Annotated in this window: 24 protein-coding genes; 12 read left to right on the top strand and 12 right to left on the bottom strand. The window is 50.1% G+C overall.

Annotated elements, in window-relative coordinates; genetic code table 11:
• Positions 1–1,710 precede the first annotated feature (1,710 nt).
• Genes KW848_RS23885 through trfA form a run of 3 tightly spaced genes read left to right on the top strand, consistent with a single transcriptional unit; the run spans position 1,711 to position 4,504 of the window.
• Entirely contained in the window at positions 1,711–2,541 is an 831-nt protein-coding gene (locus KW848_RS23885; protein ID WP_010466349.1) for a ParA family protein, read from the top strand.
• Positions 2,538–3,545 carry a ParB/RepB/Spo0J family partition protein gene (locus KW848_RS23880; RefSeq protein WP_218538244.1) on the top strand — a complete coding sequence of 336 codons (1,008 nt, stop codon included), beginning with the start codon at positions 2,538–2,540 and terminating at the stop codon, positions 3,543–3,545. Before KW848_RS23885 ends, KW848_RS23880 begins: the two co-directional genes overlap by 4 nt.
• An 11-nt stretch (positions 3,546–3,556) precedes the next feature.
• On the top strand, positions 3,557–4,504 hold the full coding sequence (gene trfA / locus KW848_RS23875) for a plasmid replication initiator TrfA (protein ID WP_158491256.1): 948 nt from the start codon (positions 3,557–3,559) through the stop codon (positions 4,502–4,504).
• Positions 4,505–5,275: 771 nt separating this feature from the next.
• Here the strand turns inward: trfA and KW848_RS23870 are convergent.
• Positions 5,276–5,749, bottom strand: coding sequence for a hypothetical protein (locus tag KW848_RS23870; RefSeq protein WP_218538243.1), 474 nt, complete (start codon positions 5,747–5,749; stop codon positions 5,276–5,278).
• 1,399 nt (positions 5,750–7,148) lie between these two features.
• On the opposite strand from KW848_RS23870, the gene KW848_RS23865 reads away from it, so the two are divergent.
• The 4 genes from KW848_RS23865 (at position 7,149) to KW848_RS23855 (ending at position 10,222) form a co-directional block, all read left to right on the top strand.
• Positions 7,149–8,120 carry a DNA replication terminus site-binding protein gene (locus tag KW848_RS23865; RefSeq protein ID WP_218538242.1) on the top strand — a complete coding sequence of 324 codons (972 nt, stop codon included), beginning with the start codon at positions 7,149–7,151 and terminating at the stop codon, positions 8,118–8,120.
• A 54-nt stretch (positions 8,121–8,174) separates the two neighbouring features.
• Positions 8,175–8,906 (top strand): hypothetical protein, encoded by a 732-nt coding sequence (locus KW848_RS23860; protein WP_218538241.1) that lies wholly within the window; start codon positions 8,175–8,177, stop codon positions 8,904–8,906.
• Between the two features lie 90 nt (positions 8,907–8,996).
• On the top strand, positions 8,997–9,392 hold the full coding sequence (locus KW848_RS31920; protein WP_256365260.1) for a helix-turn-helix domain-containing protein: 396 nt from the start codon (positions 8,997–8,999) through the stop codon (positions 9,390–9,392).
• On the top strand, positions 9,296–10,222 hold the full coding sequence (locus KW848_RS23855; RefSeq protein ID WP_309140083.1) for an IS3 family transposase: 927 nt from the start codon (positions 9,296–9,298) through the stop codon (positions 10,220–10,222). Before KW848_RS31920 ends, KW848_RS23855 begins: the two co-directional genes overlap by 97 nt.
• Positions 10,223–10,266: 44 nt before the next feature.
• On the opposite strand, the gene KW848_RS23850 is transcribed toward KW848_RS23855, so the two are convergent.
• From KW848_RS23850 to KW848_RS23835, 4 genes are read right to left on the bottom strand one after another with little or no spacing between them, the layout of a single operon-like run.
• Positions 10,267–13,299 (bottom strand): conjugal transfer protein TraG N-terminal domain-containing protein, encoded by a 3,033-nt coding sequence (locus KW848_RS23850; RefSeq protein WP_185710113.1) that lies wholly within the window; start codon positions 13,297–13,299, stop codon positions 10,267–10,269.
• A complete protein-coding gene (locus KW848_RS23845; protein WP_010466363.1) occupies positions 13,299–14,726 on the bottom strand; it encodes a conjugal transfer protein TraH in 1,428 nt (475 codons plus the stop codon). The genes KW848_RS23850 and KW848_RS23845 overlap by 1 nt, the downstream gene beginning before the upstream one ends.
• Complete coding sequence (gene traF, locus KW848_RS23840; RefSeq protein ID WP_218538240.1) at positions 14,710–15,741, bottom strand: conjugal transfer protein TraF; 1,032 nt, start codon at positions 15,739–15,741, stop codon at positions 14,710–14,712. The genes KW848_RS23845 and traF overlap by 17 nt, the downstream gene beginning before the upstream one ends.
• Before the next feature lie 2 nt (positions 15,742–15,743).
• Entirely contained in the window at positions 15,744–16,046 is a 303-nt protein-coding gene (locus tag KW848_RS23835) for a hypothetical protein (RefSeq protein WP_218538239.1), read from the bottom strand.
• A 318-nt stretch (positions 16,047–16,364) separates the two neighbouring features.
• On the opposite strand from KW848_RS23835, the gene KW848_RS23830 reads away from it, so the two are divergent.
• The 5 genes from KW848_RS23830 (at position 16,365) to KW848_RS23810 (ending at position 22,238) form a co-directional block, all read left to right on the top strand.
• Complete coding sequence (locus tag KW848_RS23830; protein WP_218538238.1) at positions 16,365–18,284, top strand: hypothetical protein; 1,920 nt, start codon at positions 16,365–16,367, stop codon at positions 18,282–18,284.
• A gap of 252 nt (positions 18,285–18,536) precedes the next feature.
• Complete coding sequence (locus KW848_RS23825) at positions 18,537–19,388, top strand: phospholipase D family protein (protein WP_375154732.1); 852 nt, start codon at positions 18,537–18,539, stop codon at positions 19,386–19,388.
• Between the two features lie 58 nt (positions 19,389–19,446).
• Entirely contained in the window at positions 19,447–20,178 is a 732-nt protein-coding gene (locus KW848_RS23820; protein ID WP_218538236.1) for a hypothetical protein, read from the top strand.
• A 119-nt stretch (positions 20,179–20,297) separates the two neighbouring features.
• Entirely contained in the window at positions 20,298–21,716 is a 1,419-nt protein-coding gene (locus KW848_RS23815; RefSeq protein ID WP_218538235.1) for a site-specific integrase, read from the top strand.
• A gap of 36 nt (positions 21,717–21,752) precedes the next feature.
• Positions 21,753–22,238, top strand: coding sequence for a DUF6998 domain-containing protein (locus tag KW848_RS23810; RefSeq protein ID WP_256365259.1), 486 nt, complete (start codon positions 21,753–21,755; stop codon positions 22,236–22,238).
• 39 nt (positions 22,239–22,277) lie between these two features.
• On the opposite strand, the gene KW848_RS23805 is transcribed toward KW848_RS23810, so the two are convergent.
• The 7 genes from KW848_RS23805 to KW848_RS31915 form a co-directional block, all read right to left on the bottom strand.
• Complete coding sequence (locus KW848_RS23805) at positions 22,278–22,721, bottom strand: hypothetical protein (protein ID WP_218538234.1); 444 nt, start codon at positions 22,719–22,721, stop codon at positions 22,278–22,280.
• 11 nt (positions 22,722–22,732) lie between these two features.
• A complete protein-coding gene (locus KW848_RS23800) occupies positions 22,733–23,458 on the bottom strand; it encodes a hypothetical protein (protein WP_218538233.1) in 726 nt (241 codons plus the stop codon).
• Between the two features lie 385 nt (positions 23,459–23,843).
• Positions 23,844–24,980 (bottom strand): toprim domain-containing protein, encoded by a 1,137-nt coding sequence (locus tag KW848_RS23795; protein ID WP_218538232.1) that lies wholly within the window; start codon positions 24,978–24,980, stop codon positions 23,844–23,846.
• 136 nt (positions 24,981–25,116) lie between these two features.
• Positions 25,117–25,905 carry a hypothetical protein gene (locus KW848_RS23790; RefSeq protein WP_218538231.1) on the bottom strand — a complete coding sequence of 263 codons (789 nt, stop codon included), beginning with the start codon at positions 25,903–25,905 and terminating at the stop codon, positions 25,117–25,119.
• Between the two features lie 69 nt (positions 25,906–25,974).
• Positions 25,975–26,301: a hypothetical protein gene (locus KW848_RS23785; protein WP_218538230.1), complete on the bottom strand. Its 327-nt coding sequence runs from the start codon at positions 26,299–26,301 to the stop codon at positions 25,975–25,977.
• Positions 26,298–26,453, bottom strand: a complete 156-nt coding sequence (locus KW848_RS23780) for a hypothetical protein (protein ID WP_218538229.1) — start codon at positions 26,451–26,453, stop codon at positions 26,298–26,300. The genes KW848_RS23785 and KW848_RS23780 overlap by 4 nt, the downstream gene beginning before the upstream one ends.
• Entirely contained in the window at positions 26,443–26,565 is a 123-nt protein-coding gene (locus KW848_RS31915) for a hypothetical protein (RefSeq protein ID WP_256365258.1), read from the bottom strand. The genes KW848_RS23780 and KW848_RS31915 overlap by 11 nt, the downstream gene beginning before the upstream one ends.
• Positions 26,566–26,578: the final 13 nt, after the last annotated feature.

The following is a 26,578-nucleotide window of genomic DNA, read 5'->3' as shown; positions in this document are numbered from 1 at the left end:
GACCTGCCCTGAATAAACAACTCCCATCGGTCTGTGTGAATTTTGACGTTCCCTGATTGATTTTTCCAATCGCTCCACAAGTCAGACCGAGCCCCGAAAACGGCCGTCGAGCCACCCCTAAAGACACATTCCCACTGGGAATTCTGCCGCAGTTAGGAACACACCAGCCGGCCTGGTTGGGCCTCAACCCTTTCGAAATCAAAGGGAGATCAGCCCTTTCGGCTTGGGGCTTTCAATCGGTACTTGAGTCACATCGTGCCTCAAGTACGACCGCCAAAAATGGCCAAGATCCACATTCCCAGTGGTGGACTTTGCCCACCCAGAATTGGGCTTCCAAACGACAAAGGCAGCTTCACCACGATCGCCGAAGTGAATGAACTCTGAGACGCGGCCAAATTAGTTTGTTGATTCAATCACGTGGCATACGGAGCCGGGACGGGCCCCGCCGTGACATCCATAAATCCCAATTCTCCCAGTGGGACTTTTCATGACTGGTACGTCCTACCAAGCGAACTGGCCGAGCCGTACACGGTCAACGAGAACGAGCTCTGACGCTCTTAGCCTGGGCGCTGACTCGATCACGGGCACTCGAACCCAAAAGGGCACTACCTTGAAAACCACAATTACGAATTCCCACAGTGGGACTTTTCATGGCTGGTGAGTCCTGCCAAGCGAACAGCGCAGGCCGTGCACGGTCAACGAGAACAAGCACTGACGCTCACAGCCTGGGCGCTGACTCGATCACGGGCACTCGAACCCAAAAGGGCACTACCTTGAAAACCACAATTACGAATTCCCACAGTGGGACTTTTCATGACTGGTGCGTCCTGCCAAGCGAACAGCGCAGGCCGTGCACGGTCAACGAGAACAAGCTCTGACGCTCACAGCCTGGGCGCTGACTCGATCACGGGCACACGAAACCAAAAGGGCACTACCTTGAAAACCACAATTACGAATTCCCACAGTGGGACTTTTCATGGCTGGTGAGTCCTGCCAAGCGAACAGCGCAGGCCGTGCACGGTCAACGAGAACAAGTTCCGACGCTCCCAGCCTGTGCGCTGACTCGATCACGCGCACACGAAACCAAAAGGGCACTACCTTGAAAACCACAATTACGAATTCCCACAGTGGGACTTTTCATGACTGGTGCGTCCTGCCAAGCGAACAGCGCAGGCCGTTCACGGTCAACGAGAACAAGCTCTGACGCTCCCAGCCTGGGGCGCTAACTCGATCACAGGCACACGAAACCAAAAGGGGACCACCGTGAAAAACACAATGACGAATTCCCACAGTGGGACTTTTCAAGCTTGATGTGCCCTACCAGGTGATTCGGACAGCCCGTAACAAGGTAGAGAAGAACCACACCGACGCCCCTAGCCTAGGACGCCGATTTGATCACGCGAGATGCACAGCGAGGCCGGCTGCACTAGCAAACAAAGGTTGGATTCCCACTATGGGACTTTTACTGTGAAGGGATAGACTTGATAAATCGGAAAAAAAACAATCACCTGAAGTACGCATGCAGAGATTCCCACTATGGGAACAATCGAGGAATCCTGACACCCAATAGTGATGCGATCGGTAGCGGAAATAAAAAATAATGGGAAGACGAAAACAGACGAAAGGGCGGTAAAAAGATCGGATATGTTGCATAATCCCAAACAAGATGTATGACATACCGAGTACTACATCGACCCATTAGGAGCTCTCATGGCCTCACCAAAAGCCAAAACTGCAGAAATCGAAACAGTCATTATTGCAATCGCCAACCACAAAGGCGGGGTAACGAAAACGACAACTGCAATCAATTTGGCGGATAACCTGGCAAAGCTCGACGAGAATTGCACAGTAGTGCTTATTGATATGGATCCACAGGCGAACGCATCGCAACACATTGGCGTTGCGCACCCGGCAAAAGTTTCACATAACCTAGCCGAGTTAATGCTGAACCCAACCGCAAATATTGCGGCGTTCATTTTTGATGAAACACACGTTGAAGGCGTAAGTCTCATCTATGGTTCGATGAGCCTCGAAAACGTACCGGACATCATCCGGCACGAAGCTGCACGCCCAAATGAGGTATTGAAAGAAAGAATTAAGCCGCTGATTGGCAAAGCCAATTATATCATTCTCGATTGCCCGCCAAATTTAGGGCTGCTGACAATGAACGCCTTGGCCGCCGCTACGCACTACATTATTCCAGTTGAGTCGGGCGCTAGTTATGGTTTGTATGGACTGGCAGACCTCCAGTCTAGGATCACAAAAGTTAAACAGATCAACCCTGATTTGACCTTTCTAGGTGCGCTTCTTGCCAAACACGACAAGAGGATGACTCTTTGCCAAGAAACTGAAAATGATGCAGTAATTTTGTTTGGAAGCGTAGTTCCAGTTTATATATCGCCAACTACAAGAGTTAATCAATCGATTGCTAGAAAACAAACGGTTGGTGATTTCGACAAAAACAACAAGGTAGCGAAGCAATATGCAGAGCTAGCTGTGTACGTTGCAAAAGAAACAAAAGGGAAGGGGCTTAAAGCATGAGCCAGACACAAAAAAATCCCACATCAAAACCAGCTGCAAAACCAGCTGCAAAACCAGCTGCAAAAGCAACTTCTAAAACTGGTGCCAAAACTGAAACACCAGCGCCCCGTAGACGCCAAGGGCTTGGTGCATCGTTGGCAGGATCACTAGTTGCAGGCATGCAGGAGCACCAAGCAGCAATTGATGAGGCTGGCGACAGCCAAACAATGGTATGGACTGCCCGTCCAATTGATCTAACGAGCATCGACCCGAATCCATACCAACCACGGATACGTTTCATAGGAATTGAAGAGCTAGCGCAGCTGATAGATGAGCAAGGGCTCCAACAGCCAATCACAGTTCGTCCATATGGCAATAGGTATCAGATCGTATCTGGCGAGCGCCGTGTACGCGCCCATAGACACCTTGGTAAGACAGTTATTCTTGCACATGTGAAAAACATCACAGAAGAAGAAATGTCGGCTCTGGCGCTAGCTGAGAACCTTGGACGCGAGGATTTGACAGACTTTGAACTTGCTCGATCGTTGTTGAAACACAAAAGTAAGTTTGGTAGTAGTGTTGGTACACATGCTGAATTCGGCTTAACCAAAACTGTCTACTACCGTTTGATGGCATTCGAAAACCTACCGGAAGCTGTTAATACCCTTCTAGAGAAAAAACCAGAACTGATTTCAGGACTGACAGCGGAGAACACCGTTAAAGTAATAAAGAAGCGTGTTGAAGAAGGTATTGAACCTGATCAAGTACATAAAGCGCTTATTTCTATCGTACAAAAAGCGATTACTAGTAATACTCCACTTAAAAATTTGGCAAGTACTCTAGAAGCTAAATTCAATCAAAGCGGTTTGAAAATCACGCCACAAGCGATTGAATCGAATGGTGTAACTATGGGGCAGGTTAAGACCACTAAGACTCACTTCGAGCTGAAACTTAAACGTACTTCTTTTACTGAAGAGCAATTGAAGCAGATCGAAGAATTCGTCAAAAATCTGAAAACTGCCTAATAGGTCCAAATGTGAGCACTGAGAAACCAGACGAGCCCAGAACTCCTGATCTCTTCAAAAACGAAGAAACAAGCGAAGGAAAGACTGCTTCTTCCAAAAGAAAGCCTGGGGATGGTCTTCGTGCAGCAAAAGAAAGAGCAGCTGCCGTTCAAAAAGAAGCACAGAAAACAGCAGAAATACGTCTGAAGGCCTGGGGAGAGGAGGTCAGGGAAGCTCCAAACGAAGCATTACGAAGCGCGTTATTCACGGCAAGGAACCGTAACACACCTCGTGAGCAGATGAAAAATATCGAGGTCGTGTCCTACGGTAACTCAAGACTGATCTACAGCGGCGAAGAGCTTCGTCAAGACGATTTAGACGTTTGGTTCCAAGTGGTTCACCTGGCCAGGGAAGCTGAACTCGGCCACCCGATCTGCTTCAGCCCGCTGGCGATGAAAAAAGACCTGAAAATGCCATACGGTAAGAAACACACCGAACGGCTTAAAAACATTCTGACCAGGCTCAAAGCAACCGCGGTTGCAATTCATTCTGAGCGACTGGGCCGCGGGGTCGTTCTTTCTCTAATTCGGAAATTCGAATACAGCGACGACCTTGAAGAGGACAACACCGGCAGGGACCTAAGCTGGGTGATAGAACTAGAACCTGAAATTGCTAAGCTTTTTGGCGGTGGCTTTTACAGTACCAGGATTGAGTGGGAGCAACGACTTTCCCTAAAAGGTAACCTCGCCAAATGGATGCACGGGTTTTATGCCTCACACTCAGAGCCATACGATCTTAAGGTTGAAACGCTCATAAAGAGTGCCGGATCGAGAGTCTCATCGATCGGCAAGGCAAGACAAATGATTCGCGAAGCTCTCGACGAGCTCAAAAGATCTGGATTTCTCTTGGAAGGATCAATCGACGCCAAGGACAAGGTCGTAGTGAAGCGACGTAAGAACACGACATCAGACCCCGCATAAGCGGGGTTTTTTTTTTGCTCACAGAACATAAAGCCTGATTAAGGCGTAAGCCAGGATCAAGAAGAACACGAGCTACCCACCGTTAATCCACCGCGTAGGTACCGGATTAAGGGGTAACAGCGAAAAAGACCTAGGCCGAGACGAAAAAACTGATTAAGGGGTAAACAGTGAAACGTCACCTCGTACGTTATGGCAGGGGAGGGGATACGTTTAGAAATCACACAAAAATGAACGCAAGCCACGTTATACGCGGCCCTCAGGAGGGTGCAGATAGCGCTTAAAGGGGAGGGGAGGACCAGTAAGATCTTGAACTTTTTACCTCATAATCAGTGGGAAAAAGGCTGTCGTTTCGCTGAAATTCGTGTCAGCAGCCATCAACATAAAAGCCATATAAATCAATAGCTTACGTTAGCTTACCCCATAGTCAGAAACCATACCCCATAATCAGTTGGCCTTACTCCAAAATCAGAAAGAGACTAACAGGGACAAATAACCTTATATATCAACGACTTACAGACGATATTTAAAGTCGGAAAGAGGCTTAAAAATAGGCTTACCTCATGATCAGGTACGATTACCTCATAGTGAGGTACGTTTACCTCATGATCAGGTATCAAAACCTCTTAGTGAGGTAAGAGAACAATCGTTGAAAGCCTTATAAATCAAGGGCTTCAGCCATATTCTTGAGCCCTATAACCGCTCTTAACCGCTTTATAACCGCTTTTAACCCGAAGGGTCTTTTTTCAAATTTTTAAACGTAAAAAGCACAAGCTATTGCAGACCATGAAGAAGCCGGCCAGTTGTACCACGTAATAGAAGAAGGCACGTCTGGGTGTCAGCTCGCGTCTGAAGGGACAGAACCTTCATGCCGATGACACCAAGGTGAAAAACTTTGTCCGCAGAAATTGGAATACTGTGGCCAACCTGACCCTCAGTCACGCGTAAGTACAAAACGCCCTTATCAGACTGGTTAGCTAAGGAAAGTGATTTGTTTTTTTTCGGGCCATGATTTCTTAAATCAAACGACGGAGTGATACCGAGTACCGCGCACATGAGCTGAGGCATCTCACGATCGGTCACCTGGATAGCGATCTTGTTCTCCCAATCAAATGAATCCCTTGAGGGAACACGACCAGCGATGTCGACAGCAAGAACGAACACACCACCACGGTTGGCTACGATTTCAAATTTTGCCGAAGCAGAAGCACCATAAACATGAAAGCCATCTACAAGTTTCTCAGTCACGGAACACCTCAATATTTGTTACGTATGCAGGGTAGGGCAGGTAGGGGTCAGGGCGAAGAGCGAAAGATTCTTTTCCTGCTGATAAACGCTAGACCTTGCCCAAATCTAAACAGAGCACGGCTACTCGAATCACAGATAAACAGTCACTAGGAAATGACGGAAAGGCTTACTCAAGCTGTACATCGCCGAAAATTTCAGCTCCAGCCCAGCGCCAGGCCCAGCTCCAAGGTAAGGCGGTGCTATGCAACATGATCACCAAACATTCGGTGCGTAGTGAACAAATTTACAGGAGAGCGTAGATACGCAAGACCGAATGCCCGCATAAAACATGTTGTATAGATTTAAGCAGACGAGCGATTAGGGGACGTAATGCCAAAACCTCAACGAGCTCAGACTGAGTGATCGAATGACAACCAAAGCATCTTCATGGATCAAGAATATTGAATACTGCGGCTAGAGCGAAGCAACTGTGGTCAATAGGGCTTTAGCGTAAAGAAGGAGGGCAGCCAGTCCAACGAGAGGCAGGCAGCCATAATCACGGACCACATCATAGACCGCAAAAATGGGTCCGGCCGGCTTGCACAATCGCTGGCCAGCCAATCGGTGAGCCGTGGCGAACATCATTTTAAGCCGACAGATCCAGGTAAAAACAATGAGGAAGAGAGGCAATGATAAAAGGCAGGAAACAGACAAGGAGCCGACCATCCAGGAGCACCGCTAATTAGCATGGGCACTATAGATACCCGGTAGGGCACTAATTAACAGCAAAACCGTCGACCGTGGAATGTATGATTTAACCAGGTACCACAAGCCAAACCCGCTCCAACTGCAGATCGTCTCGAAATTAAGTCGCCTCCAACTTGATGCTGTGATGTCGGGCATCAATATTCGGCTACATGGCGAATTGTTGCTTGGTAACCAACTCAGGCAAAAACGCGATTAAACCTCAAACCAGGCCAACCATGGCGCTGCCAATGCAGTACGAGCAGCCCAGTCCAAGGTTCTCTTCATAATCGACAATCGGTCGACAATCGAAAAATCAGTACATCCAGAGGAAGAAACTCCCAGGACGCATTTAATCTATACCACCCCTGCACTATAGAAACGCTCTAAACACCAATCCTTCCCTTCTGCGTACTCTGAAAGACCGCCAAACCCTCACTCTGAGCCCCATAGACCGGCGCTACCGCAGGCATGCACGGGGTGACCCTACCCCCGTGCCTGATCGGCCCGCGTAGCGCGCGATGGAAGGTGAATGGAAGGTCAAAAGGATGAAGAGAGGAAGGTAAAGCGGGCAGCCCCAGTGGGGGAGTGGGGGTGTACAGAGAAAGTCGGGGTGAAAAAGGCACACCACTATGCAGGGGTGGTATAATTATGCAAACCCCATGGAGGCTGCCGTATGTACGACGACATAGAGCGGGCTTACCAGCAGCTGGTGAGAGCTGTCACTCGCTTCAACGCGACATGGCCATCGGTTGTTGTCCGAGGCAAGGTGTGGCGCCTACCTGTGCTGCAGGAGCAACGGACCCCCGACATCATTGACGTGTCAGAGGTTGCTGATGACGAAATCATTGAGGTGACACTGGAAGCAATTGGCACGTTCGAACGAGATCTTGGCCAAGCACCAGGAACAGTGATGCGACTGCCAGGTTATTTCCAACTAAGCGAATCGGTTTTGCCGCTCGCGCTGGAAATCAACATAGCCAAGAAAAAAGTGCTCGACGCGATCGAGGCAGTACGAGTCGCACAAAATCTAACACCCGAGATGCGGCCGCGAATTATGCGCAGGGCGCTCGGTCCGGGTTTCAGCACAAAGCAATTGCAGAGAACACTCCACGCATTCGACGGAGCTCCGCGGCGGATCTCGTTCACGTGGGCTGGCCATACCACAGGGAACGAAAAGATTTCGGTGGCAAAGATTCGGCTTCAGTTAATCAACGAATCAGAAGCCCGTGCAGCAAGTGAAGAAATTCCTGTCCATGACACTCCAGAGTATCTCGACCTACGGGCGATCAATCACCTTGCCGATACCGAAGTTCTGATCAAGCATAAAAGCGTTGCTCCGCATCCAAGGTGCATTATCTGGTTTGGTGAAAAAGGCGAGCGGTGGGACGCGACCATCAAAGCGAACCTTCCCGTATTCGTTCTCGCCGGCGAGCTTGAAATGAAGCTCAGCAAGCTGAAATCATTCAACAAGGCAGCAAGAGGCGAAAAACGACGCGACATTAAAGCGAGAGACGAGGTATGGCCGCAGCGGGATATCTACATGCCAACAGCGGGTGGCCAAGCCCCTGTCCAGGAGAAGCATGAGGTCGACGACCAGGTGCCCTCAACGTATCGGTTGAGCGGCGTGATTTACCAGCGACAGTAGGGTTGCAGTTTAACGGGGTAGGGTAGGATCTAAGTAAGTCGAAAGGAGAATTTCATGAAAGCAATCATCGCTGCCGAAACGAAACGAGCAGAATCACTGATCGAAGGGTTCATGGGCCTTCCACCTGAAACTGTGGACTTGGCCATCTTCAATGCCGCCGTGCTCAAACAGGCTCCGAAGGAATTCGTTAAGGCAGTCGAAGCAATCCAGCGGATCTCCGAAAAAGCTGCCCCAAGCCAGAATGATGCAGCCTTTGCCGTAAACGTAGTTGATTTGATGGCCGAGTATGCGCAGCGCCCTAAGATGTCTCCAGCAATCGAGCCACTCTGGAAAGCTGAACATCTAGTGCGTGAGTCAGGTCTGGGTTGGACTCTTCGGCATCTGCTTGCTGTAGCGCTTTCATTCGGTGGCCTCATCGCCGGCGCCAGCCAGGATATGTCAATGAATGCGCAGGCCTATGCTTACCTTGCACTGATTTTCGCTGTTGGGTCGGGAGCCTTGCATCTGACCCATGGAAGAGAGCCTGAGGTAAAGGTGCCACTGTTTGTCGTTGGTAGTTTGATTGGCTTCTGCCTTCTGACCGCTAAATTTAGCGCAGCTGTAGGATTTCTTGCGTTGCTAGCCGTCTCGGTAATTTTCATGCTATCGAGCCTGATTGGCCTCATGAGTGGAGCGACAAACAAATCGAGCACTTACGAACCACAAATGCCTCATCAGGTGGAATACAACCCTTATGTAATCACTGAGGGGAATGAAATGTCGGAGCCCATGAGACAGCTCAAATAAAAAAACCGGCCATTAGGCCGGTTTTTTTTTCTGCGCTGTCTCGTCCTGAATAAGGTTTACACCTTCTGGCTTCTCATCAGGAAGGTGCAAATGAATACGGGCGTAAAACGCAGTCAGCGCGATTACACGCTGACTTTTAAATTGTCGGTAGTCGACCAAGTCGAAAAAGGCGAGTTGAGTTATAAAGAGGCTCAACGGCGCTATGGGATTCAAGGCCGGTCGACGGTGCTGGTTTGGTTACGCAAACATGGTCGTCAGGACTGGAGCCAAGGCGCTTCCATTCGCTCCCAGAGGGTCCGACCGATGGATGAGCCCACTTTGCCATTAACTCCCGAGCAGAGAATTAAAGAGCTTGAGGAGCAGTTGGCGCTGGCGAATCAGAAAGCCAAATTCTTCGAAGATGTGGTCGATGTTCTGAAGAACGACTACGGCGTATCCGTCGTAAAAAAGCGGCCCGGCAAGTCGTTGCGCAAACCCAAACCCTGAGTGTCAGCAGGGCTTGCCAGTTTATGGGAATCAGTCGCCAAGCCTTTTACAAGCGTGATCGGGTCTATCGAGCTCGGATCGAGCAGGATCAGAAGCTCATGCAGTTTGTGCAGGAGATCCGCGTACGCCAACCCTGCCTGGGCACACGCAAACTGCACTCATTGATGCATGAGAAGCTTGATAAGCCAGAGTTGCATGTTGGCCGGGATCGTTTATTTGAGGTTTTGCGCGAGCATCGGCAGTTGGTTCGCAGGAAACGGGCTTATCACAAGACGACGGACAGCCATCATCACTTTCGATGCCATCCCAATCTGCTGAAACCTGGCCCGCAGCAAGTCGCCGCTTCCGGTCCGGAACAGGTCTGGGTGGCGGATATTACGTACCTATCCACCAAGCGGGATGATCCGGTGTACCTGAGCTTGGTGACGGATGATTTCTCGAGGAAAATTGTCGGTTATCACGTGCATGGCAGCCTGCATGCCGACTCGGTAGCCCAAGCCTTGCGCATGGCGCTGAAGACCCGTCGAACACGCCAGAAACTGGTTCATCACTCCGATCGAGGTGTGCAGTACTGCTCAGCGCTATATCAAAAGCTCCATGCCAAGCATGGCATCACATGCTCGATGACCGATGGTTACGATTGCTATCAAAACGCCAAAGCAGAGCGGGTTAACGGCATCTTGAAAAACGAACTCTTGCTCCACCGGCCGACAGACTTGGCACAAGCGGAGCAGATGGTGCGGGAGGCAGTCTTGATCTACAACCAGGAACGCCCGCACCTGTCCTTGAAATACAAAACGCCCGATGCGGTGCATCGGGCGTTAGGGTGAAACAGGTGTAAACCTATTTCAGGACTAGACACGCTCTGAGCCTTTTACTGACCCGAGCGCGGGATACTCAAACTCATGCGATCTGTAACCGAATCACGATCGTTTAACGTACGAATATCCGCGAGCTGTGCTCCTGACCCGTTATCGTGCAAGCCAGCTTGAATCAGTTGCTGGTACATGCCGTCACGCAAGTCATGGTCCATTCCAACCGAATCCGCATAAGCGTCCCAGTGATCTTTGGAGTTGTCACCGAAACCACCAACACGCGCAGTCGCAAAGACTTCAGCTTGCGCATCATTCAACCCCAGGTGACGGCCTTCCTCAAGGTATTCCTCCCTGTTGCCTCGCATCCCAAGTGTGCTACCAATGTTGTTGGTGATACCAGCAATCCCCCCGCCGGAGGACTCCCCAAAGTCATGCACGTCCTTGGCCAGGCCACGAATGCGACTCTCGGCCTGATCAGCTGCAGGTTTCATAGCTGATTGGCCGTACACCTGCGCGTCGTTTTCCACCACCGGCTGCATGCGCTGGTACTCACCACCAGGATTGGAATTATGGATCGCAGCATCTTTCCTTCCAGCGAATGAAGAATTGAAGCTGGACGTATCAACAGAATGGCCAGCACGCTGCGTTTCTCCCTCGAGGTTACCGGTGGCAGGTGCTCGAAGATTTGCATAGCGATCGTAATCAACAGCTGGACCGTCAAGCGACGAAAAATCACCATGCTTAGCTAGTGTCATAAGAGCAGCAGCAGCGTCAGCTCGACGAGGATCAAGCATTGTGTTGCTCAATTGGCGCTGATGCTCCTGGAACTCTTCACCGTACTTGTTCATCGCATCGGAAACGACAGCACCATCGCGACCCTCACCAACAACCTTACCTGCCCAGGAATCCAATTTAAAATTCTCACTGTAGCCGGCGGACCGCACAAAGGATTCAGCTTGTTGGAACGCCTTCTGATCGGATAGCGTTTGCTGAGCTGATTTAGAAAGACTCTCCTGATCTGATTTGGAGACACCAGCTCTCTCTGAATGGTCAAAATTTTGAGCGAGGTTATAACCCTGTGTACGATTCAAAGAGTTGGCAATTCTCTCGCCAAGAACGGCTTTTACCGCATTGTTAACGTTCTCTGAGCTGTTCATGTTGTCAGATCTGGACGACTGACTGGTATTGGATGCATCCACACCACCGCTAACACCCACCCCAGCACTCCCTCCAGTTCCGCCTGGTGCTTCGGCCTTAGCACTTAGCCCCGCGGTACCAGAGGCACCGCCACGCAAAGCGACACTGGCAATGCCGGCCTCAATTTGAGTCGAGGAGTACCCTTGCTGCCGTAACTGGTCGATACCGGCTTGAAAGCCAGCATCGCTATTCATACCAAAGGAGCTCTGCAAACCACGGCCAACTGCTGCCTGGTCACCGATGCTGTTCGAACTGTCAAGTTGACGGCCGTATGCGCTGGTAAGTTGTTTCGAGAAACTTTCAGCGGAAGCTTCGGCACGAGTGCGCGTGCTGGAGAGCCCCTCGCTCATCATTGAGCCTACTGAAATATCGCCGCGTTGATTTTCTGAACCATTAATACGCAGACCTTTGTCGTAATCACTGGTAGCGAAAGGCGTCGTCTGAAGCCCTGCTGCAGGCGTGATGACGTCTGGAGAAGCAATTTTTTCGTTGATCTGATCAGAACCGTTCATACGCCCGGCGATACCAGATGCAGCGATGGCGGTTCCCGAAACAAGAAACAAGCAGATTGCTGGCACTGATGACGCCATCAGGCCTGCAACGCCAACAGCTTGCTCAAGGGCTGGCTGCATTTGCTTCAGCATCTCAAAAGATACAGCCGCACCGCCCACGTCAAATGACGAGGTATTCAACAACCCCTGCATCACCGACGCGGTGGAGGAAACAGTATATAAATTCACGATGGACAGAGCAGGCATCCACAGCACCATCCATGCGAGCAGCATCATGTACTTACCGATTAGGCTTATGCCAAAACCTCCCATAGCAATTAAGAACGCCATTAGGGGGGTGATCGCATAGATCAAACCTTCGAAGAACGTCATAAAGGGCCGAACGTACTTCGTGAACATTGTACCTTCTGCTGCCCACTGAGTGTTTTGCTGAGCTTGGGCCTGACTCATCATCACGGCATAACTACCCTGAAGATCCTCAACCGCCTTTTGCCCAGGTGCTTGAGTGAAAATCGGGTAAAGGATAGAAGCCATCGTGAACGCGCGGGCATCCATCGAGGAAAGGTTCAATGCATAAAGAGCATCTCCGATCCGTGTGGTGACGTCATCACCACTCACAACCTTGCCTGGACGCTGGAAACCGGCCGTAGCCACTTCCTCCATCACGTTGTCAGCTGACGAATTGGTAGCAGAGACCAAAGCGCTATGAGCATCTGAACAGCTCAACGTCCGGCCGCCGGCGGTGCCATCAAAAATTTGTGTGTAATAGACGTTGCTGGAGAATTTCGCTGATTGCATTGGATCGTTGCTACGAGCGACATTCGCATAAACCGTCATGTCGTCCCCCATGCCGGCGAGGGTGCATTCGCGAAAGTAATTGGACCAGGATGAAAGTAGGTCCTGATTGACGGTACCACCGTTTGTAAAAGCAGGTATCGACATCAAGTTGCCCGTCACCGACCGAACTCTCATAAGAGTCTCGATTGGGTCAGCAAAACCATAATTTGTCATCGAAGGTGTTGAGAACGCCTGCTCCATCAGGTGAGTGATGTTGTAGCCGACGTTGGAGATGGTCGAGCCAACCATCAGCGGCCCCAACGGAACATTGTCTACGACCGTGACGGTGCCGTCATAGACGTCTTCGATGATTGCGCGTCCGGAAGGACCATACATTGCCAGATAGAGGATTAAGCAAACGCCAACCTGGTGGAATGGAATCGCCTGATTCTTATAAACAGCCTGGAAACCAAGAAAAAGCGCGCCAATCAAAAAACCAATTTTAGCCAAAGACTCAACATCACCGGTGCCGCAGATCATGGCCACGGCATTCAACACCTCTTCAAGGTAGGAGGCAGAACCTACCGAATAGATAGTGAACTCCATTACTGAGCCCTCACAGAGCGATTTCCCATAGTCGCAATAAAGTTCGGAGGCGGTATAACTTCCATGCGGACAGTCCAGTCCTTATACATGTCATTATCGTTACCGTATTTAGCTTGAAGTGCCAGATGTTCCGAGGTTAAACGATCACGTGCGTCGACAATAAAATCTCGACTCTTCTCGCCTAATTGATCAACCATTTTCCCCCGTTGAAGCACAGATTCAGCGGTATTAATGTAGGAGGATGTGAGCGAATAAGCCCCTTCCAAAGCAAGCATTTTGGCGTGTGCGGCGACAAATCCTTTAGCCATCGACTCACTTCGCTGAGCAATGCGTTGAATCATTGCGGAGAAACCAGCTTTCTGCAGTGCGCTAATAACAGCTACTTCATCTGCATTGAAAGAACCAACATTGGTTGCCCACTTATAAACGATACCTGGAGAGTTCGAATTGCCATTGAATGATTTAACGATCTTTTCGGCAAGACCATCGAATGCAATTTGCTGGCTCTTGATCTCCATGCACGCAGCTTCATCTGCAGAACAGTCGTAGATCGAGACTTGTTCTTCTTTTTTCCCCTCTACAATATCTTGGAGTGTAATACCCGTCGGACCGAAATACTGGGTCTCAGGGACTTTTCCCTTACCGTCTTCGGAATCAGTCAGGGACTTGATAATTACGGTGCCCGTAAAAGACATGATCATTTCATCAGTCTGCCTTGAACCGTATGTGAAGAAACTTCTTGCACCATACTGTTCCATGGAGCACCAGAGAACGTTGCCGATATCTTCGCAGGACTTAAAATGCCCAGCATCATTTTGCTGTTCTTTAGGAGATTTCGAAGTCAGGCTCCCAGGCATAAGAGAAGCAAACGCATCGCCCACACCCGAAGTGACGTTGATGTTGGCTGCGCGCATTGTTTCCTTAGAGGTGAACGAACTGAACGCGTCAGTCACCAAACCTTGCGCGAGTTGGCAGGAGTTAGACATCAAACTGTTAATGTCCTGCATAACCTCTTGGAGATTCTGAATAACGTTATGAACTGTAGGGCCCATAGCATTCAGTGCAAGCTTGAATGCGTAGCCAGATGCAACGCCAACGGCGTTAGACGCAACAGATCGGAGCGATTGAACGAATTGTTGTGCGTTGATAAACGAGAAAGACCCCGCGAACATATCGATCCCGCCACACCCAGCCTGAAATGACGGTGGTCTGAAGGAGACAATGGGTGTGGTTGAGATCTTATTGCGAACTCGTAAGGAACCCCCGGTGATGACGCCTCGTGTAGCTGTCTCATAAGCACCGGCGTCGGTAACGTTCGACATCGAATCAAACATTGAGTCGAGTTGAGACTGTATATCCGCGTGCGCACCAAGCGGCGCTAAACCCAATAGCGCAGCAAGGATTAAGGTATTACTCTTCAGTCTCATTGTGAGGCTCCCCATCAATAGCTTTGCGTGCCAATTTCTTTTTCATTGCTTCAACGAATTTCTCAGGATTGCTCAGAAGATCTTCGTCAATGCCGTCGTTATCATCTAGGGATAACAGTCCGTTATCGAAGAATGGTTGTGTACTGTCAAACGTCTTCTTATCAATAAGACCTGTATCGCGCGCAGCAATTAAAATTCGATTAAACAATACGTCAAGCGTAATTGCACCATAGCCGACTATTTCAGTCTTGTTTGGAGGAATTGCAAGCGCTAAAGCCGGGGTTTGAAACACTTCGAGTTTTTTAGACTGGCCATCGTCAATACGATAATCAGGAAAAGCGTTGTTATCTAAAGGCTTACCATCCACAGAGACTGGGATAATATTTATTCCAGTGGATGTTGTCAGTGATTGCAAGACACTGGCTTGTTCAGCGCAGAGAATGCAGTTTGATTTAAAAAAGAAAAATAGCCCAACCTTGTTTCCAAGACTTCGAAGAACCTTGTCTTTATTTGATGTAACTTCTCGATTTAGAGCATTTGCTGCGTAAGTCGCAACTGGACGACGACTATCCTCATCCAGGAATGGATCCTTCATGATTACTCTCGACGATGCTTCAGAGAACTGTGAGGCTTTGTCCATCATGACGCGCTGCAAGTAATAATAAGCCTGAACGTTAGCGTCGGTCGGATTATCAATTGCTCGATCACGATAGACAGGGAGGTTTTTCTTAATCCACGCCACGCTGAAAACCTCCGGACCTTTTGGCGCAGGAGGTTCTTGTTTTTCCGGTTCTTTCTCAGGAGCTGGGGCAGGAGGAGGAGGGGGGGGAGGCTTTAAAGGCTCCTCAGGAATCTCCTCAGGGGGATCTTTGTACCAAAACCAGCCTTCTGCCTTCCCCTTATAGAAATTTCCACTTCCTGCAGATGGCAGAGAAGGTTCTTCCTGAGTATCCGCTTTAACTGAATGAGCTAGCGAAATTAACAGAGCCGAAGCTAATGCTAATGAAACCCGCATATTCAACTTCCTTGCCCAAGATAAGTGGCGACTGCAGCAGTTCCATATACCCAGAATCTGCCCCTTTTTTTCCGTGCTGGGTTGATCACCTTCACCCACGCCAGGTGTTGATATTGAGCATTACCGATTTTTTTCCTGAAGTAATTTTCGGAATAATTAAGCTCGCGAGAGACCTGTTCGCTCGTCATGTAATCGCCGTACAGGGCAGATAAGCGCTTAAGGGTTTCTTCAAGAAGTTTTTCGTAGTTTATGGCCACAACCGCAGCTGAGGACTGCTGTCCATGGTCAGACGTGAGTTGAAGCATCGCAGCACCGCATTGTTGATCTGATGCCTTAATGCTATTGACCGAGCGCCTCTGACGGAGGCCAATTGGCACCCTGCCGGGGTACGGAACTCGTCACATCTTAATTGTCTACGTTACGCAGCCCGAGCCGATGAAATGTCCGATCTGGCCCTATCAACCTTAGGATTTAAATAAAAAATCGATATCGTGCATTTATCGTCTACGTTATGTCGAACAGCGCGTTTTCTAACGAGATTAATTTCTGACATGTTCCGAGCGCAGCACAGCCTCTTGAGATAAACTCAGCATTTAATGTCTACGTTATGCAGGAAGACCAGTATGGCCAAGTCGAAGGTAGTGGAGGCCGAAATCAGCGCTGAGCACGTTCGTATAGACGGCGGTACAGACATGCTAGTCAAATGCACCTTGATGGATTCTCAGATCAAGTGGATGGCTTACCGATCGACAAGCGATTCCGCATGCGTAGTCCATCAGCACATCAAGCGAGATCAGGGGAGGAGGGGGACGTGCCTCAATACGAAACCTGGACCTGTACCAGTCGAAAGCATTGAGAGGAAAAGAACCTTTCTATCAACGACCAGAACAGCGCTGACAACCGCCAAATATGCCTTTAAAGCAGAATACTCAGACGCCTTCGCTGACTTTCTTCTTCTGAAAGGCGACGATGAATATGCGCGACAACATATCGTCAACCTTAAAAGGGCATGGCGCATCCACGAGCTAATTTGGCCCAAAGAAAAAGGCCATGACGGTGGCAGATTCCTAGTTCGACTATCCTGCACCAGGAGTGACAGTTACAGCTTTGCGACCACGCAATTTGTTCTAGAGGCGGTCCGGTTTGGCCAGATCGGCCTTCGTAGTCTAGATCCCCGCGGCTACTCACCAGAACCTGAATATGACAAGAAAATTATTGAAGGGATTTCCGATGCTCTGCTGAATGATAATCAACGCATCCTTTCAATGCTCTTGGTTGATCTCGAAAGGGGAATTGAAAACGCCAGAGACGCGCAAATTGTGTTCGACCGCCGGCGCAAAGAACTCGGTGACGGATTTACGTATCTCGACCTGCAACGACCAAATTCAGTTCGACAAAAGGGCGGTGATCTTGAAGCCCGATTGGAGGTCGTCCATTCGTACGATGGGCGACTAGCGCAAGCTTTCTTGATGAAAAACGACGAATTCTGGTTCGTTCTACTCGTCTCGCAAAATGTTTTTGGCAAGGAAAAGATGGCCAAGATCACAGGAGGGAACGGGCACTACAAGGAGGTTGTATTCACCACTCCTATCGAAACAGCGCGACGTTTGCTTGGCCTAGCATCATCAGAAAAGACCGAGGCAGAAGCCAGAATTGAGCTCCAAAAAACGGTTGATCGCGATTTCCAACGGTTGCTGACCGAACACAGTTCTAGGGCTCTAATCACCATCTGCGAAATTGCTGAATTAGAGGGCGGAGGTGCTGCAGCCTTCTACTCAGTCCTACCATCAACTCCGATGAGCTTGCCGGCTAGTTGTCCGCGGCCGATCTATCGAATCAAGGTGCTACAACCTAAAAATTCCAAAGATGGCACCAAAAAAATCTACAGTCTCACGACCCTCCCATCAGGCAAAGATTCATCCGCATTTAATGGAAAGGCACCTAGCGATTTCCTTACTTTCCTGCGGGATGCCATCACCCCAAGTCGATACAGCGAAGCCATCAAATATCTTCAGGATAACGTGTTCCATGATGACCCTGGATACCACCATCTGGACGATGCTTGCAGTGCATGGAGCGCCCTCACTGCAGGAGGCAAGTCGACACAGGTTGATGGATTGGTATGCCCGGTGGGGGCGCCAGTTCTAGAGCGCCTTGGTCAAATGGCTGTAGATCGTGAACTGAATAAAATTAGACAAGGAGTCGAGGATGGCTACTGGGAGGAGGGATACCTTAAGGAGGTCATCGCGAAGCTAGATAAGCTGAAAAGCCTTCCTCCAGAAATCAATGAATGTATTAAGTCTCACACAAAGCAGCACGCGCGTAACGTGGGCAATAATTTGCCCATCCTCACGGCAACCAAAAAGCGTGGCCGCCCCCCAAAGACCTGGGAGAGCGACGAAGCGAAAGCAATTGCACGTCGGGAAGCGAAAGCCCAGTGGGCCAGAGAAGCGCGAGGGGCAGGTAAGCTCAAAGAACCAAAAGAACGAGTTGCCGCTCGACAAGCACAGTGGCGCAAACGTAATGCGGATCGCGACGAGTAGCCAACGGGCGCATCAACTATTTTTTCACTGCCAGATATGCATCATACCGATCAATAAGGACTCTCAATGTTTATTGGGCCCGACCAGTATCAGGATTGTTTTCGCTCTATGGTTACTAGCGAGGACCGGTTGGACGTCGCTGTGGCATTTTGGGGGAGGGGTGCCGAAAAGTTAATTCATCCCAAGCGGAACAAACCACTCCGTATTATTTGCAATCTCAGAAGTGGCGGGACAAACCCCGCGGTTATCAAAATGTTGGTCGCTCGCGCAAAAAAATTAAAACACGTTCAAATCCTTCAGTGCGATCGCCTTCACGCAAAAGTAATCGTCGGGCCATCCCAGGCTATCATCGGATCTGCGAATCTATCAGCCAACGGTTTAGGTTTTGAAGGATCAGAACTCGCCCATTGGTTGGAAGCAGCAATCCACACCACCGAAAAATCGGAGGTTGGTTCAGCGCAGAAATGGTTTGAACAACTTTGGTCGTCGAGAGATACACGAGAAATAACCAACCAGGACCTAATAGACGCAGCAGAGGCATACAAGAGAAATCGTAACGGTCGCCCGGATTACGGAAAAAAGGGGCCATTCTCTTTTGAAAATTATTCGATCTCTGACCTCGAGGGACGGGATGCTTTTGCGTTGCTCTATACGTCGAGGCCAGGCCCCGAGGCGGACGCTCGCAAGGAGCAACACGACAAACAGGAAACCCTGGAACATGGTGACGGTGCTGGAGGTGGAGAGGGGACCGAACGATGGGCATTTGAAACATGGCCAGACGTGCTTGACACCACAGACAAGAATGAATATCTGTGCGTTTTTTGGGACAATCGAAAGCGTATAAGGGTCGACGGCGCGTGCCGCATGACAGATACAAAACTCAAATTCATCTACGAAGAGGATGGAAGCGATGGCTGGGTGGATCTAGCAAAGCCTGCGGTCACGCTGCTCGGCCGCCGGCTTACCACCGGTGATTGCAAGAGGCTTACTACGGAAATCAGGCCAAAATTTGAGGCCGTCTGGAATGCGTCAGAGATGCTGGATGAGGATGCTAGACGAATTCATCTCTCTGACCTTCTAGCTATCATCCAGACAGAATGTTAGGACCTCACCCGGCCAGGCGAAAACCCCTGGTAAATCTTACTCAAGCCACGAGAATGCAATGCCAATTTTTGATCAGCCGCTTTATGCGTTAACGGACGCCTCGAATGTGATGATTGGCGGAAAAGAGCCAGGGCTTGTTGAGCGCGATCTAGCGGATGGTATCGCACGGATTGGGGGCTTCTGGAGACAGCCGAATTACTTCGAGGCGTACCTCCACGCTGCAGAACTGTTGATCGACAAGGGCAAAGAGACGGGCTCCCTTGATGCGATCGGTTTGCCTGGCTTCTACCTTCAGCGTCACACAATTGAGTTGATGATTAAGGGGATATTGGGGTGGCTGACACATATAGCAGATCTGCGCTTTGAACTCGGTCGGTCCACATACCGGCCCTCTAAAAGAATGCTAGACGCAATAAATAGGAGCCATAATCTTAAAGTTTTGCTTGACCACTCCATTACGGCCAGCAGCCAGCAAGACCTACCGTCACCACCTGATGGATTAGTTTCGTTAATCCACGACATGAGCAAGATTGAAACCACTGAAACTTGGTCCCGCTACAGTTCGTCATCTAAAAAGAACGGAAAAGAACCTCCTGCATCTGTATCCCATGTACAGCACATTCCTAGCGAGATCGTAATCCCAATTTGTGAATTTCAGAGGAGACTTTCCGAAGTCGCAGGGCAAGTATCTTCGCGGCAACTAGGAGGCGAATCCTACGAAGATGATTTGCACGATGTTTGGTCTGAACTGAATGCAACTGTAGAAGGTTGGAATGAACATCGAAGGTGATAGGGGGCGCCCTCCACACCTGTGTAATATTCGATAATGTGTAGAACCGTATTTTACAGGGGTCCTAAAATCCGAGTAAGATTTCTCCGTCTTTAATGGAATCCAAAAACGGAAATTTCATGGCCGCTAAGCTGATCCCTTTATTCGAATCGCATGATCGATTCCTTGAGCTTAACCACAACAACTTAGCTCAAGAACAACCGGTAGTCATCAGCTACCTGGAATCCTTCCCGGATGATCTCCGTGCCATCGATGGCTATCGAGCGGTCAGGAGTTTCCTGCGCTCTTACGAAGGCAATTCGGCTACCTTCAATTCCTACCGCACCCACGTCGAGCGCCTGCTGCTCTGGACCCTTCTGGTTTGCAAAAAACCGCTCTTGGAAATGACCCGCCAAGATGGCGAACGCTTCATGGAGTTTTGCATAAAACCACCTGTAGACTGGATCGGCCCAGTCGTAAAGGCTCGCTATCAGCGTGTTGGCGGACGCACCCCCAAACCCACAGACACTTTCACAGTGAACGCTGAGTGGCGACCATTTTTTCTGACAGTCAAAAAATCTGATCTCAAGCTTGCCCAAGAGCAAAACAAAGAGCCCGAGGTTAAACCTTACAGGATGAAACAGGACTCAATCGCACAAATCTTTGCTGTGTGCGGTAGCTTCTTTCAATGGGCAGCTGACGAAGGTCTCTCAGATAACGCCAACCCTATCCGCGCAATCAAACAGAAATCAAAGTACAAACAACGGGTTGTGGCCGACGAACAATCGAAGGCTTTGACCGTGCTGCAATGGAGTTTCGTCCTAGAGACAGCGAAATTAATGGCTGATCAAGCATCAGACGAAGCGAAAACAGAAGCCATAGCCCAAGCAGCAGCCAAAGCGGACATCGAAGAGCTAGACGAAGAGGATAGAAAGGCGCTTAAGACCAAACTTGAGCTTCTTGAGACCAAACAAAAGCATTACGAACGCACCCTTTTCATCATTGCTACCATCTATTCAATGTATCTCCGCGTTTCCGATATAGTTGGAAGGGATAACTGGCAACCCATGATGAGTGATTTCAGGAAGGATGATCATGGAAACTGGTGGTTTCACGTCATTGGCAAGGGCAACAAATCAGCAAAAATTAGCGTCAAGGACGAGTACATAAACGTCTGGATGGACCGCTACAGGCGATTCCTAAATCTCTCTCCTAGACCGTCTCCTGATGATTCTGCGCCACTCCTACAGTCCGTCACAGGCCGTGCAGGTTTGTCAGAGGGCCATATTAGGACCCTTGTTCAGGAAGTCTTCGATTTCGCCCTGGAACGCATGCGTGCGGATGGCTTCCCTGATGACGATATTAAGAACCTCCGTTCAGCATCGCTTCATTGGCTCCGTCACACATCTGCGACAGCCGATGCAAAAGTGCGTGACCACAAAGATCTCCAGGCTGATCTGCGCCACCAGAGCTTGGCCACCACGGTAGACAAGTATTACAACAGCCGGGATGAGGAGCGTCATCGCTCTAACAAATATCTTGTCATCGAAGACCGGTAATATTCCAGCCCCAAGCGATATACAGGCCAGGCATCCTTGTCAGACTCGAACGAAATACTGAATCTTCTGGGACAAGCAAAAATCGTTGCGCAGAAATATCGCGCCCTCACAGGGAAGCCTTTGGGTATCACAGGCGAAGTTGCTGAGTTTGAAGCTGCGCATCTTCTCGGGCTAACCCTAAGCGATGCCCGACAATCAGGCTACGACGCCACTGAGGTGCGTTCAGGGCACACATGGAAGATCCAGATCAAAGGGCGGTGTGTGACTTCCACTTCAGCTATGGGCCGCTTGGGGAGTATCGACGTCACGAAGGAATTTGATGCGGTCATGCTGGTACTGTTGGATTTCAACTTCAACGCGATCGCTATCTATGAGGCGCCACGTGACAAGGTCATTTCGAGGATTGCGGAGCCTGGTTCAAAGGCCCGCAACGTTCGTGGCTCATTGAGAATTCAGCAGTTCAAGTCGATAGCAACACTTCGTTGGAAGCGGACAGAACCTGCCAAACCTGCTTGCGGTTAGCCTCCAACGATTGCCGAACTTCCGCAGGCGACACCCGAGCTAAAGCAGATCGAGTAACTCAGATCCGTGAATCTGCTTGCCTGTCTCCATACTCACGAATTCGTCAAGGCGACCGATCAGGTTGGGCCCTTCAAGGGGTACATCGCGGCCGACGTGATGTACTGGAACACCTACCAATTGAACTGCAAGAGGAAGGCCGCGGTCATCGTAGGTGATCTGCCTGGCCTGCAGTCGATATACCCCCCCATTGGAGATTCGCTGTACGAAGGAGCTCTCGGAAAAGCCTGCTGAGCATAGCGCCCGTTGTGAAATGTTCTGCAGAATTACTGGCTGCCCTATCAGGTAGTCAACTGCTAACTGATCTCTATCAACCGAGCACTCGAAGATTTCCTTCCCTGCTTCCCATGCCGTGGGGTCTGTTATTTTTAGCAGCGAGACTAGATCGTCCATAAACCGTTCAACGTGTTGCTTAAGCCTATCCATTTGCTATTCCGCTATGCCTGCCTTTGATACACCGTCAATGCGACGAGCGCGTCCTTGTTTTCTGTTGGTCGGACAACAATTTGCCAACCTGCTGAGTTGTTCAGGTATCGAACGCCATCTTGAGAGCTGCCATACCGCCGAGCCTTGTAACCCGCCTCCTTATCTGGGAGCGCTGCTTCCCGATCTGCATCCCGCACCAGGCGGCTCAATCTGGCGAAAACATTCTCCTCCTTGCACTCGCCATTGGTCTCGTCCAGGTACTCAACAGCGGAGTGATAGGTCAGGAAAATCTTTCCAAAAAATGGATTGTCAATTGAAGGCTGGGGTGGAGGTTTGCCATCCCATTTGACGCTGATACCCGGATGAGATTCAGCTGTCCACCCTTCTCCCTTCTCAACCGATATGTCATGAAGACCGAAGAGTTGAGTACGCAGCGCATACGCATGCTGATACAGCTCCTCCTTTGAACTCGTGACCATAAGGAGGCGCTTTACAGCGCCACGTGAAACAACGATTTTCAGATTTCGAGATGTGCGCCCAGAGCCGGCAAGCTCAAGCCACACCAAGCAGCACCAGAGCCCGTAGATTTCAATAAAATCTAGCGTGTTCGGCCCGAAGTCACGGGACACGTGAATCTCAATCGAACGAAAGAACCGGTCATCGCCATTAAACAGAACTTGATAGACGCCTGGCTGCGCGGTTGCTGATGTGCTGACTTTGACGACTTTGAAGGTCATGTAAATTCTCTGTTGGACTCACTTCATGAGACCACGCTTATCGTACATTGCAATTGTAATTCTACAGACAGACGGTTAGTGGCGACAAAAAAAAAGGGCCAGCATCAGCTGGCCCTTCTCATTGTGGTTTCCGCAGCGCAAATCCGAGAGAGAATCTCGACTGCAGCTACAGCATATCGTCCCGTAACAGTGATACCGCCCTCCTCTAAGGATCTTGCATGATCCATGATGATGCGACGTGTCGATGGAACCCTGAACCGGCGAACCATCAACAGTCGGTAATCCGCCGACCCACCGATAAAATCGGCGGGTGGCGAGAAAGGACATGACTCACAGCTACCAGGATCAGTTACGACCACCCTTGGGTCGAAGTCGAGGCACTGACTCAAGCCACCGCCCTCCTTCGCTTAGGGAAGCCCATACGGCCGAGCTGGATCAAAACATCATTCCAGTCGACAGATTTATCACCATCAGCGATAGGCAGCGAAGGCATCATGATCTGAGCCTTAATACCTTTCTCCCATAGGCGCCGTTTTAGCTCCAAGGCTGCCTCTTCACCGCGTCCAGACCTGTCTTTATCAGCCCAAATCACCACCATCTTTGTGTTTGGTCCTGGTGTGAAACTTTCAAGCAATGTCGCATTAACGGTAGGAAAAACATCAATTTCCTGATCCATACCTGTCTCGATTGCCCAAGCAGTTTCTAGCCCCTCACACACATGGACAACCTCTGCATCCATGTTGCCGATGATGATTCCGCCTCCCGTCACCAACCTATCGGTTGGATACGAGCACATCTTTTTTGAGCTCTCCACCGGGGCCTTCAGACCTTTATCAGTCAGAAAATACCTGTGAAGCGTTATTGGCACTCCATCTCTGGTGACCTTTGCCACGATTCCGGGAAACTCACCCTCAAACTCCCCGTCTTCGTTGTAGCTGGCCAGCCTTGGATGAAACCTCACTACACGTGCAGCACCTGGCTTGTCCCAGCAAAGAATCTTTCGACTTGCTAGGTAAAGTCGCGCCGGCTCTGCATCGGTATGAGTTAAAGGTAACGTCTCCGACCAGATCTGGTTGAGCCGTGATCGAAGGTAAAGGTTTGAAGACCTTTCCTTCTCCTCAAACTCTCTACGTCGCTCATCAAGCTTGGACTTGTTTTCGCGATTGATACGCTCCTGTGCATGCTCGTCGTCAGTTGAGCGGATGCCCAGTTCATCTCCGACCAATGCAACAGCATCTGCGAAATCAATGCGCTTAAGCCATTGGAGAAGTGCGAAACCGTCCGGAAATAACCCGCACGTATTGCAAACCCCTCCACCTGCGTCCGCGAACGGAATTTTCTTGTTTAAGAACCTGAAACCATCACCACCCCGACTTGGTTTTCCATGGACGGGGCACCGGACGTGACGGCCAGGTTTGTCGAATGCACGAGTTTCAATCTCGGGGCATAGGCTCTGTAGTATCGAATCCCATCCCTTCTGCTTCGCTGCATTACGAACAACCTCTGCTTTTAAGTTTCTCATCATGTACCTCCAGAAAAGCCCAACTCGGGACTTCCCAAAGCCTCCGACACGGGAGCTTGGGGAAGCCCCGAAGCCGGGGGAAAAGTGACTGGAGGTACTCCGCCCCAAGGGGGCCAGAGACCCCCATGGGATTGTTTTATGCTGCTTGCCGCAATCGCGGCTTAAGAAGTTTGGTGTACGTTTCTCGAGCTTCGACTATTGCTTCACGCACCAAAGACCGACTGTGTGGACACAGCCCAGAGATTGACGAGTCCCTAGAGAACCCTTCAAAAACACTCATGGCCAGAGTTGCAACTTCTTCGCCATCATCGTCTAGCATCTCGATTCGAACCTCTAATCCGAGCGCTTCGATTTTTCCATCCAGGACTTCCTGTATGACCAAGTCGAGCTCATCGGTGGAGGTTGCTTCACCAAAAATGTCATAGCGCTCGTCTGAGAACTTATAGACTTCGACTCTGAAATTTCGCCTTGAGAAGCGTCGAATCAGTTTTTCCTCACTTGGATAGGCCTCTATGATTTTGTAGCCCAGTGATGCGAGCTCACTGCCGGTATCGACAATGTCTGCCTCCAAAGCCTGAACCAGACCGTGGAAAGCTACCCGCTGCGCTGCGCCGCCCAACTCGTGTGCCTCAGTGAGCTCAACGCATTTAGCGTCATGGCTTAAAGAGGTGGATCGTTCATGGACATAACGACAGCTACTGATCCGATTGATCGCAAGCTTTTCGTCAAGCTGGAGGCCTTTCCAAATCTCCTCCGAGTACTGTGGGACCAACCGCTTGGCCAGGGTCACAATATCAAGCTCGCCTGCAAAGCTCGCTCCGTCACCCTGGCAGCTACTTAGGGAATAACGGATGTCATCCGTTGGATACCCCTTCGCTGTTAAGTGACGAGTCATTGCTGTTTTGATTGAATGATTCATAGACATAGAAGAACTCCAGTAATGGAGGCTTCTCACCCCACCGGGGCAAAAAGCCCCTGATAGGGATGGTCAGTTTTATTTATTGAAGCTGGAGAGAAAAGTCTCCCACTGCTGATTGCCGTGAGAAACAACCGCTCCGTCGTGAATCAGCACACGTCGTCGACCGGTGTAGCCTCGATCGATCGCATATACCGTCTTATCAGCGGCGGCCGGATATCGACGCATGAGTCGAGACACCGCCAGATTTTGTCGAAGAGCGAAAGCTCGCCGAACAACTTTATCCCTTCCGCCACATCTTGATACCGCTTCAGCCTCGACTCCCCTTGTGAGGGCTTCAGCTTCACCAAGAGTAAGATTCATGGTTTCGCGGAGGAGCTCGATCAGCCTGGGAAATTTCTTCATTTTCCACCCGCCTTGGGCTTCGAAGGAATTCCACACAAACTGCTCATCAGATCAACAAAACGATCATCAGTGAGCGCATCAAGATGATGTCCAACCCGATCTATTGGCTTGGGGACAATAGGCTGCTGTGGTTGCTTGGGCTTATTGCTCATGCAGAACCTCCAGTGCCAGGCTGGAGCAAATCAAGGTCGAAATGCTTTCGAGATGGCCTTGGCCACGTACATGCCGTAATACGGGTAGACGTGGATTTTCAGAATTGATCATGAACACCTCCAGA

The organism is Pseudomonas sp. PDM25, from assembly GCF_019219045.1.
GTDB lineage: Bacteria > Pseudomonadota > Gammaproteobacteria > Pseudomonadales > Pseudomonadaceae > Aquipseudomonas.
Note: the sequence above shows the minus strand (reverse complement) of the source record. Positions and strands in the feature narration are given on the sequence as shown.

Excerpts from the sequence above, each read along its gene's own strand:
- KW848_RS23885 (WP_010466349.1), top strand. The coding sequence starts at position 1,711 with ATGGCCTCACCAAAAGCCAAAACTGCAGAAATCGAAACAGTCATTATT.
- KW848_RS23880 (WP_218538244.1), top strand. The coding sequence starts at position 2,538 with ATGAGCCAGACACAAAAAAATCCCACATCAAAACCAGCTGCAAAACCA.
- KW848_RS23865 (WP_218538242.1), top strand. The coding sequence starts at position 7,149 with ATGTACGACGACATAGAGCGGGCTTACCAGCAGCTGGTGAGAGCTGTC.
- KW848_RS23860 (WP_218538241.1), top strand. The coding sequence starts at position 8,175 with ATGAAAGCAATCATCGCTGCCGAAACGAAACGAGCAGAATCACTGATC.
- KW848_RS31920 (WP_256365260.1), top strand. The coding sequence starts at position 8,997 with ATGAATACGGGCGTAAAACGCAGTCAGCGCGATTACACGCTGACTTTT.
- KW848_RS23850 (WP_185710113.1), bottom strand. The coding sequence starts at position 13,299 with ATGGAGTTCACTATCTATTCGGTAGGTTCTGCCTCCTACCTTGAAGAG.
- KW848_RS23845 (WP_010466363.1), bottom strand. The coding sequence starts at position 14,726 with ATGAGACTGAAGAGTAATACCTTAATCCTTGCTGCGCTATTGGGTTTA.
- traF (WP_218538240.1), bottom strand. The coding sequence starts at position 15,741 with ATGCGGGTTTCATTAGCATTAGCTTCGGCTCTGTTAATTTCGCTAGCT.
- KW848_RS23835 (WP_218538239.1), bottom strand. The coding sequence starts at position 16,046 with ATGCTTCAACTCACGTCTGACCATGGACAGCAGTCCTCAGCTGCGGTT.
- KW848_RS23830 (WP_218538238.1), top strand. The coding sequence starts at position 16,365 with ATGGCCAAGTCGAAGGTAGTGGAGGCCGAAATCAGCGCTGAGCACGTT.
- KW848_RS23825 (WP_375154732.1), top strand. The coding sequence starts at position 18,537 with ATGTTGGTCGCTCGCGCAAAAAAATTAAAACACGTTCAAATCCTTCAG.
- KW848_RS23820 (WP_218538236.1), top strand. The coding sequence starts at position 19,447 with ATGCCAATTTTTGATCAGCCGCTTTATGCGTTAACGGACGCCTCGAAT.
- KW848_RS23815 (WP_218538235.1), top strand. The coding sequence starts at position 20,298 with ATGGCCGCTAAGCTGATCCCTTTATTCGAATCGCATGATCGATTCCTT.
- KW848_RS23805 (WP_218538234.1), bottom strand. The coding sequence starts at position 22,721 with ATGGATAGGCTTAAGCAACACGTTGAACGGTTTATGGACGATCTAGTC.
- KW848_RS23800 (WP_218538233.1), bottom strand. The coding sequence starts at position 23,458 with ATGACCTTCAAAGTCGTCAAAGTCAGCACATCAGCAACCGCGCAGCCA.
- KW848_RS23795 (WP_218538232.1), bottom strand. The coding sequence starts at position 24,980 with ATGAGAAACTTAAAAGCAGAGGTTGTTCGTAATGCAGCGAAGCAGAAG.
- KW848_RS23790 (WP_218538231.1), bottom strand. The coding sequence starts at position 25,905 with ATGTCTATGAATCATTCAATCAAAACAGCAATGACTCGTCACTTAACA.
- KW848_RS23785 (WP_218538230.1), bottom strand. The coding sequence starts at position 26,301 with ATGAAGAAATTTCCCAGGCTGATCGAGCTCCTCCGCGAAACCATGAAT.
- KW848_RS23780 (WP_218538229.1), bottom strand. The coding sequence starts at position 26,453 with ATGAGCAATAAGCCCAAGCAACCACAGCAGCCTATTGTCCCCAAGCCA.
- KW848_RS31915 (WP_256365258.1), bottom strand. The coding sequence starts at position 26,565 with ATGATCAATTCTGAAAATCCACGTCTACCCGTATTACGGCATGTACGT.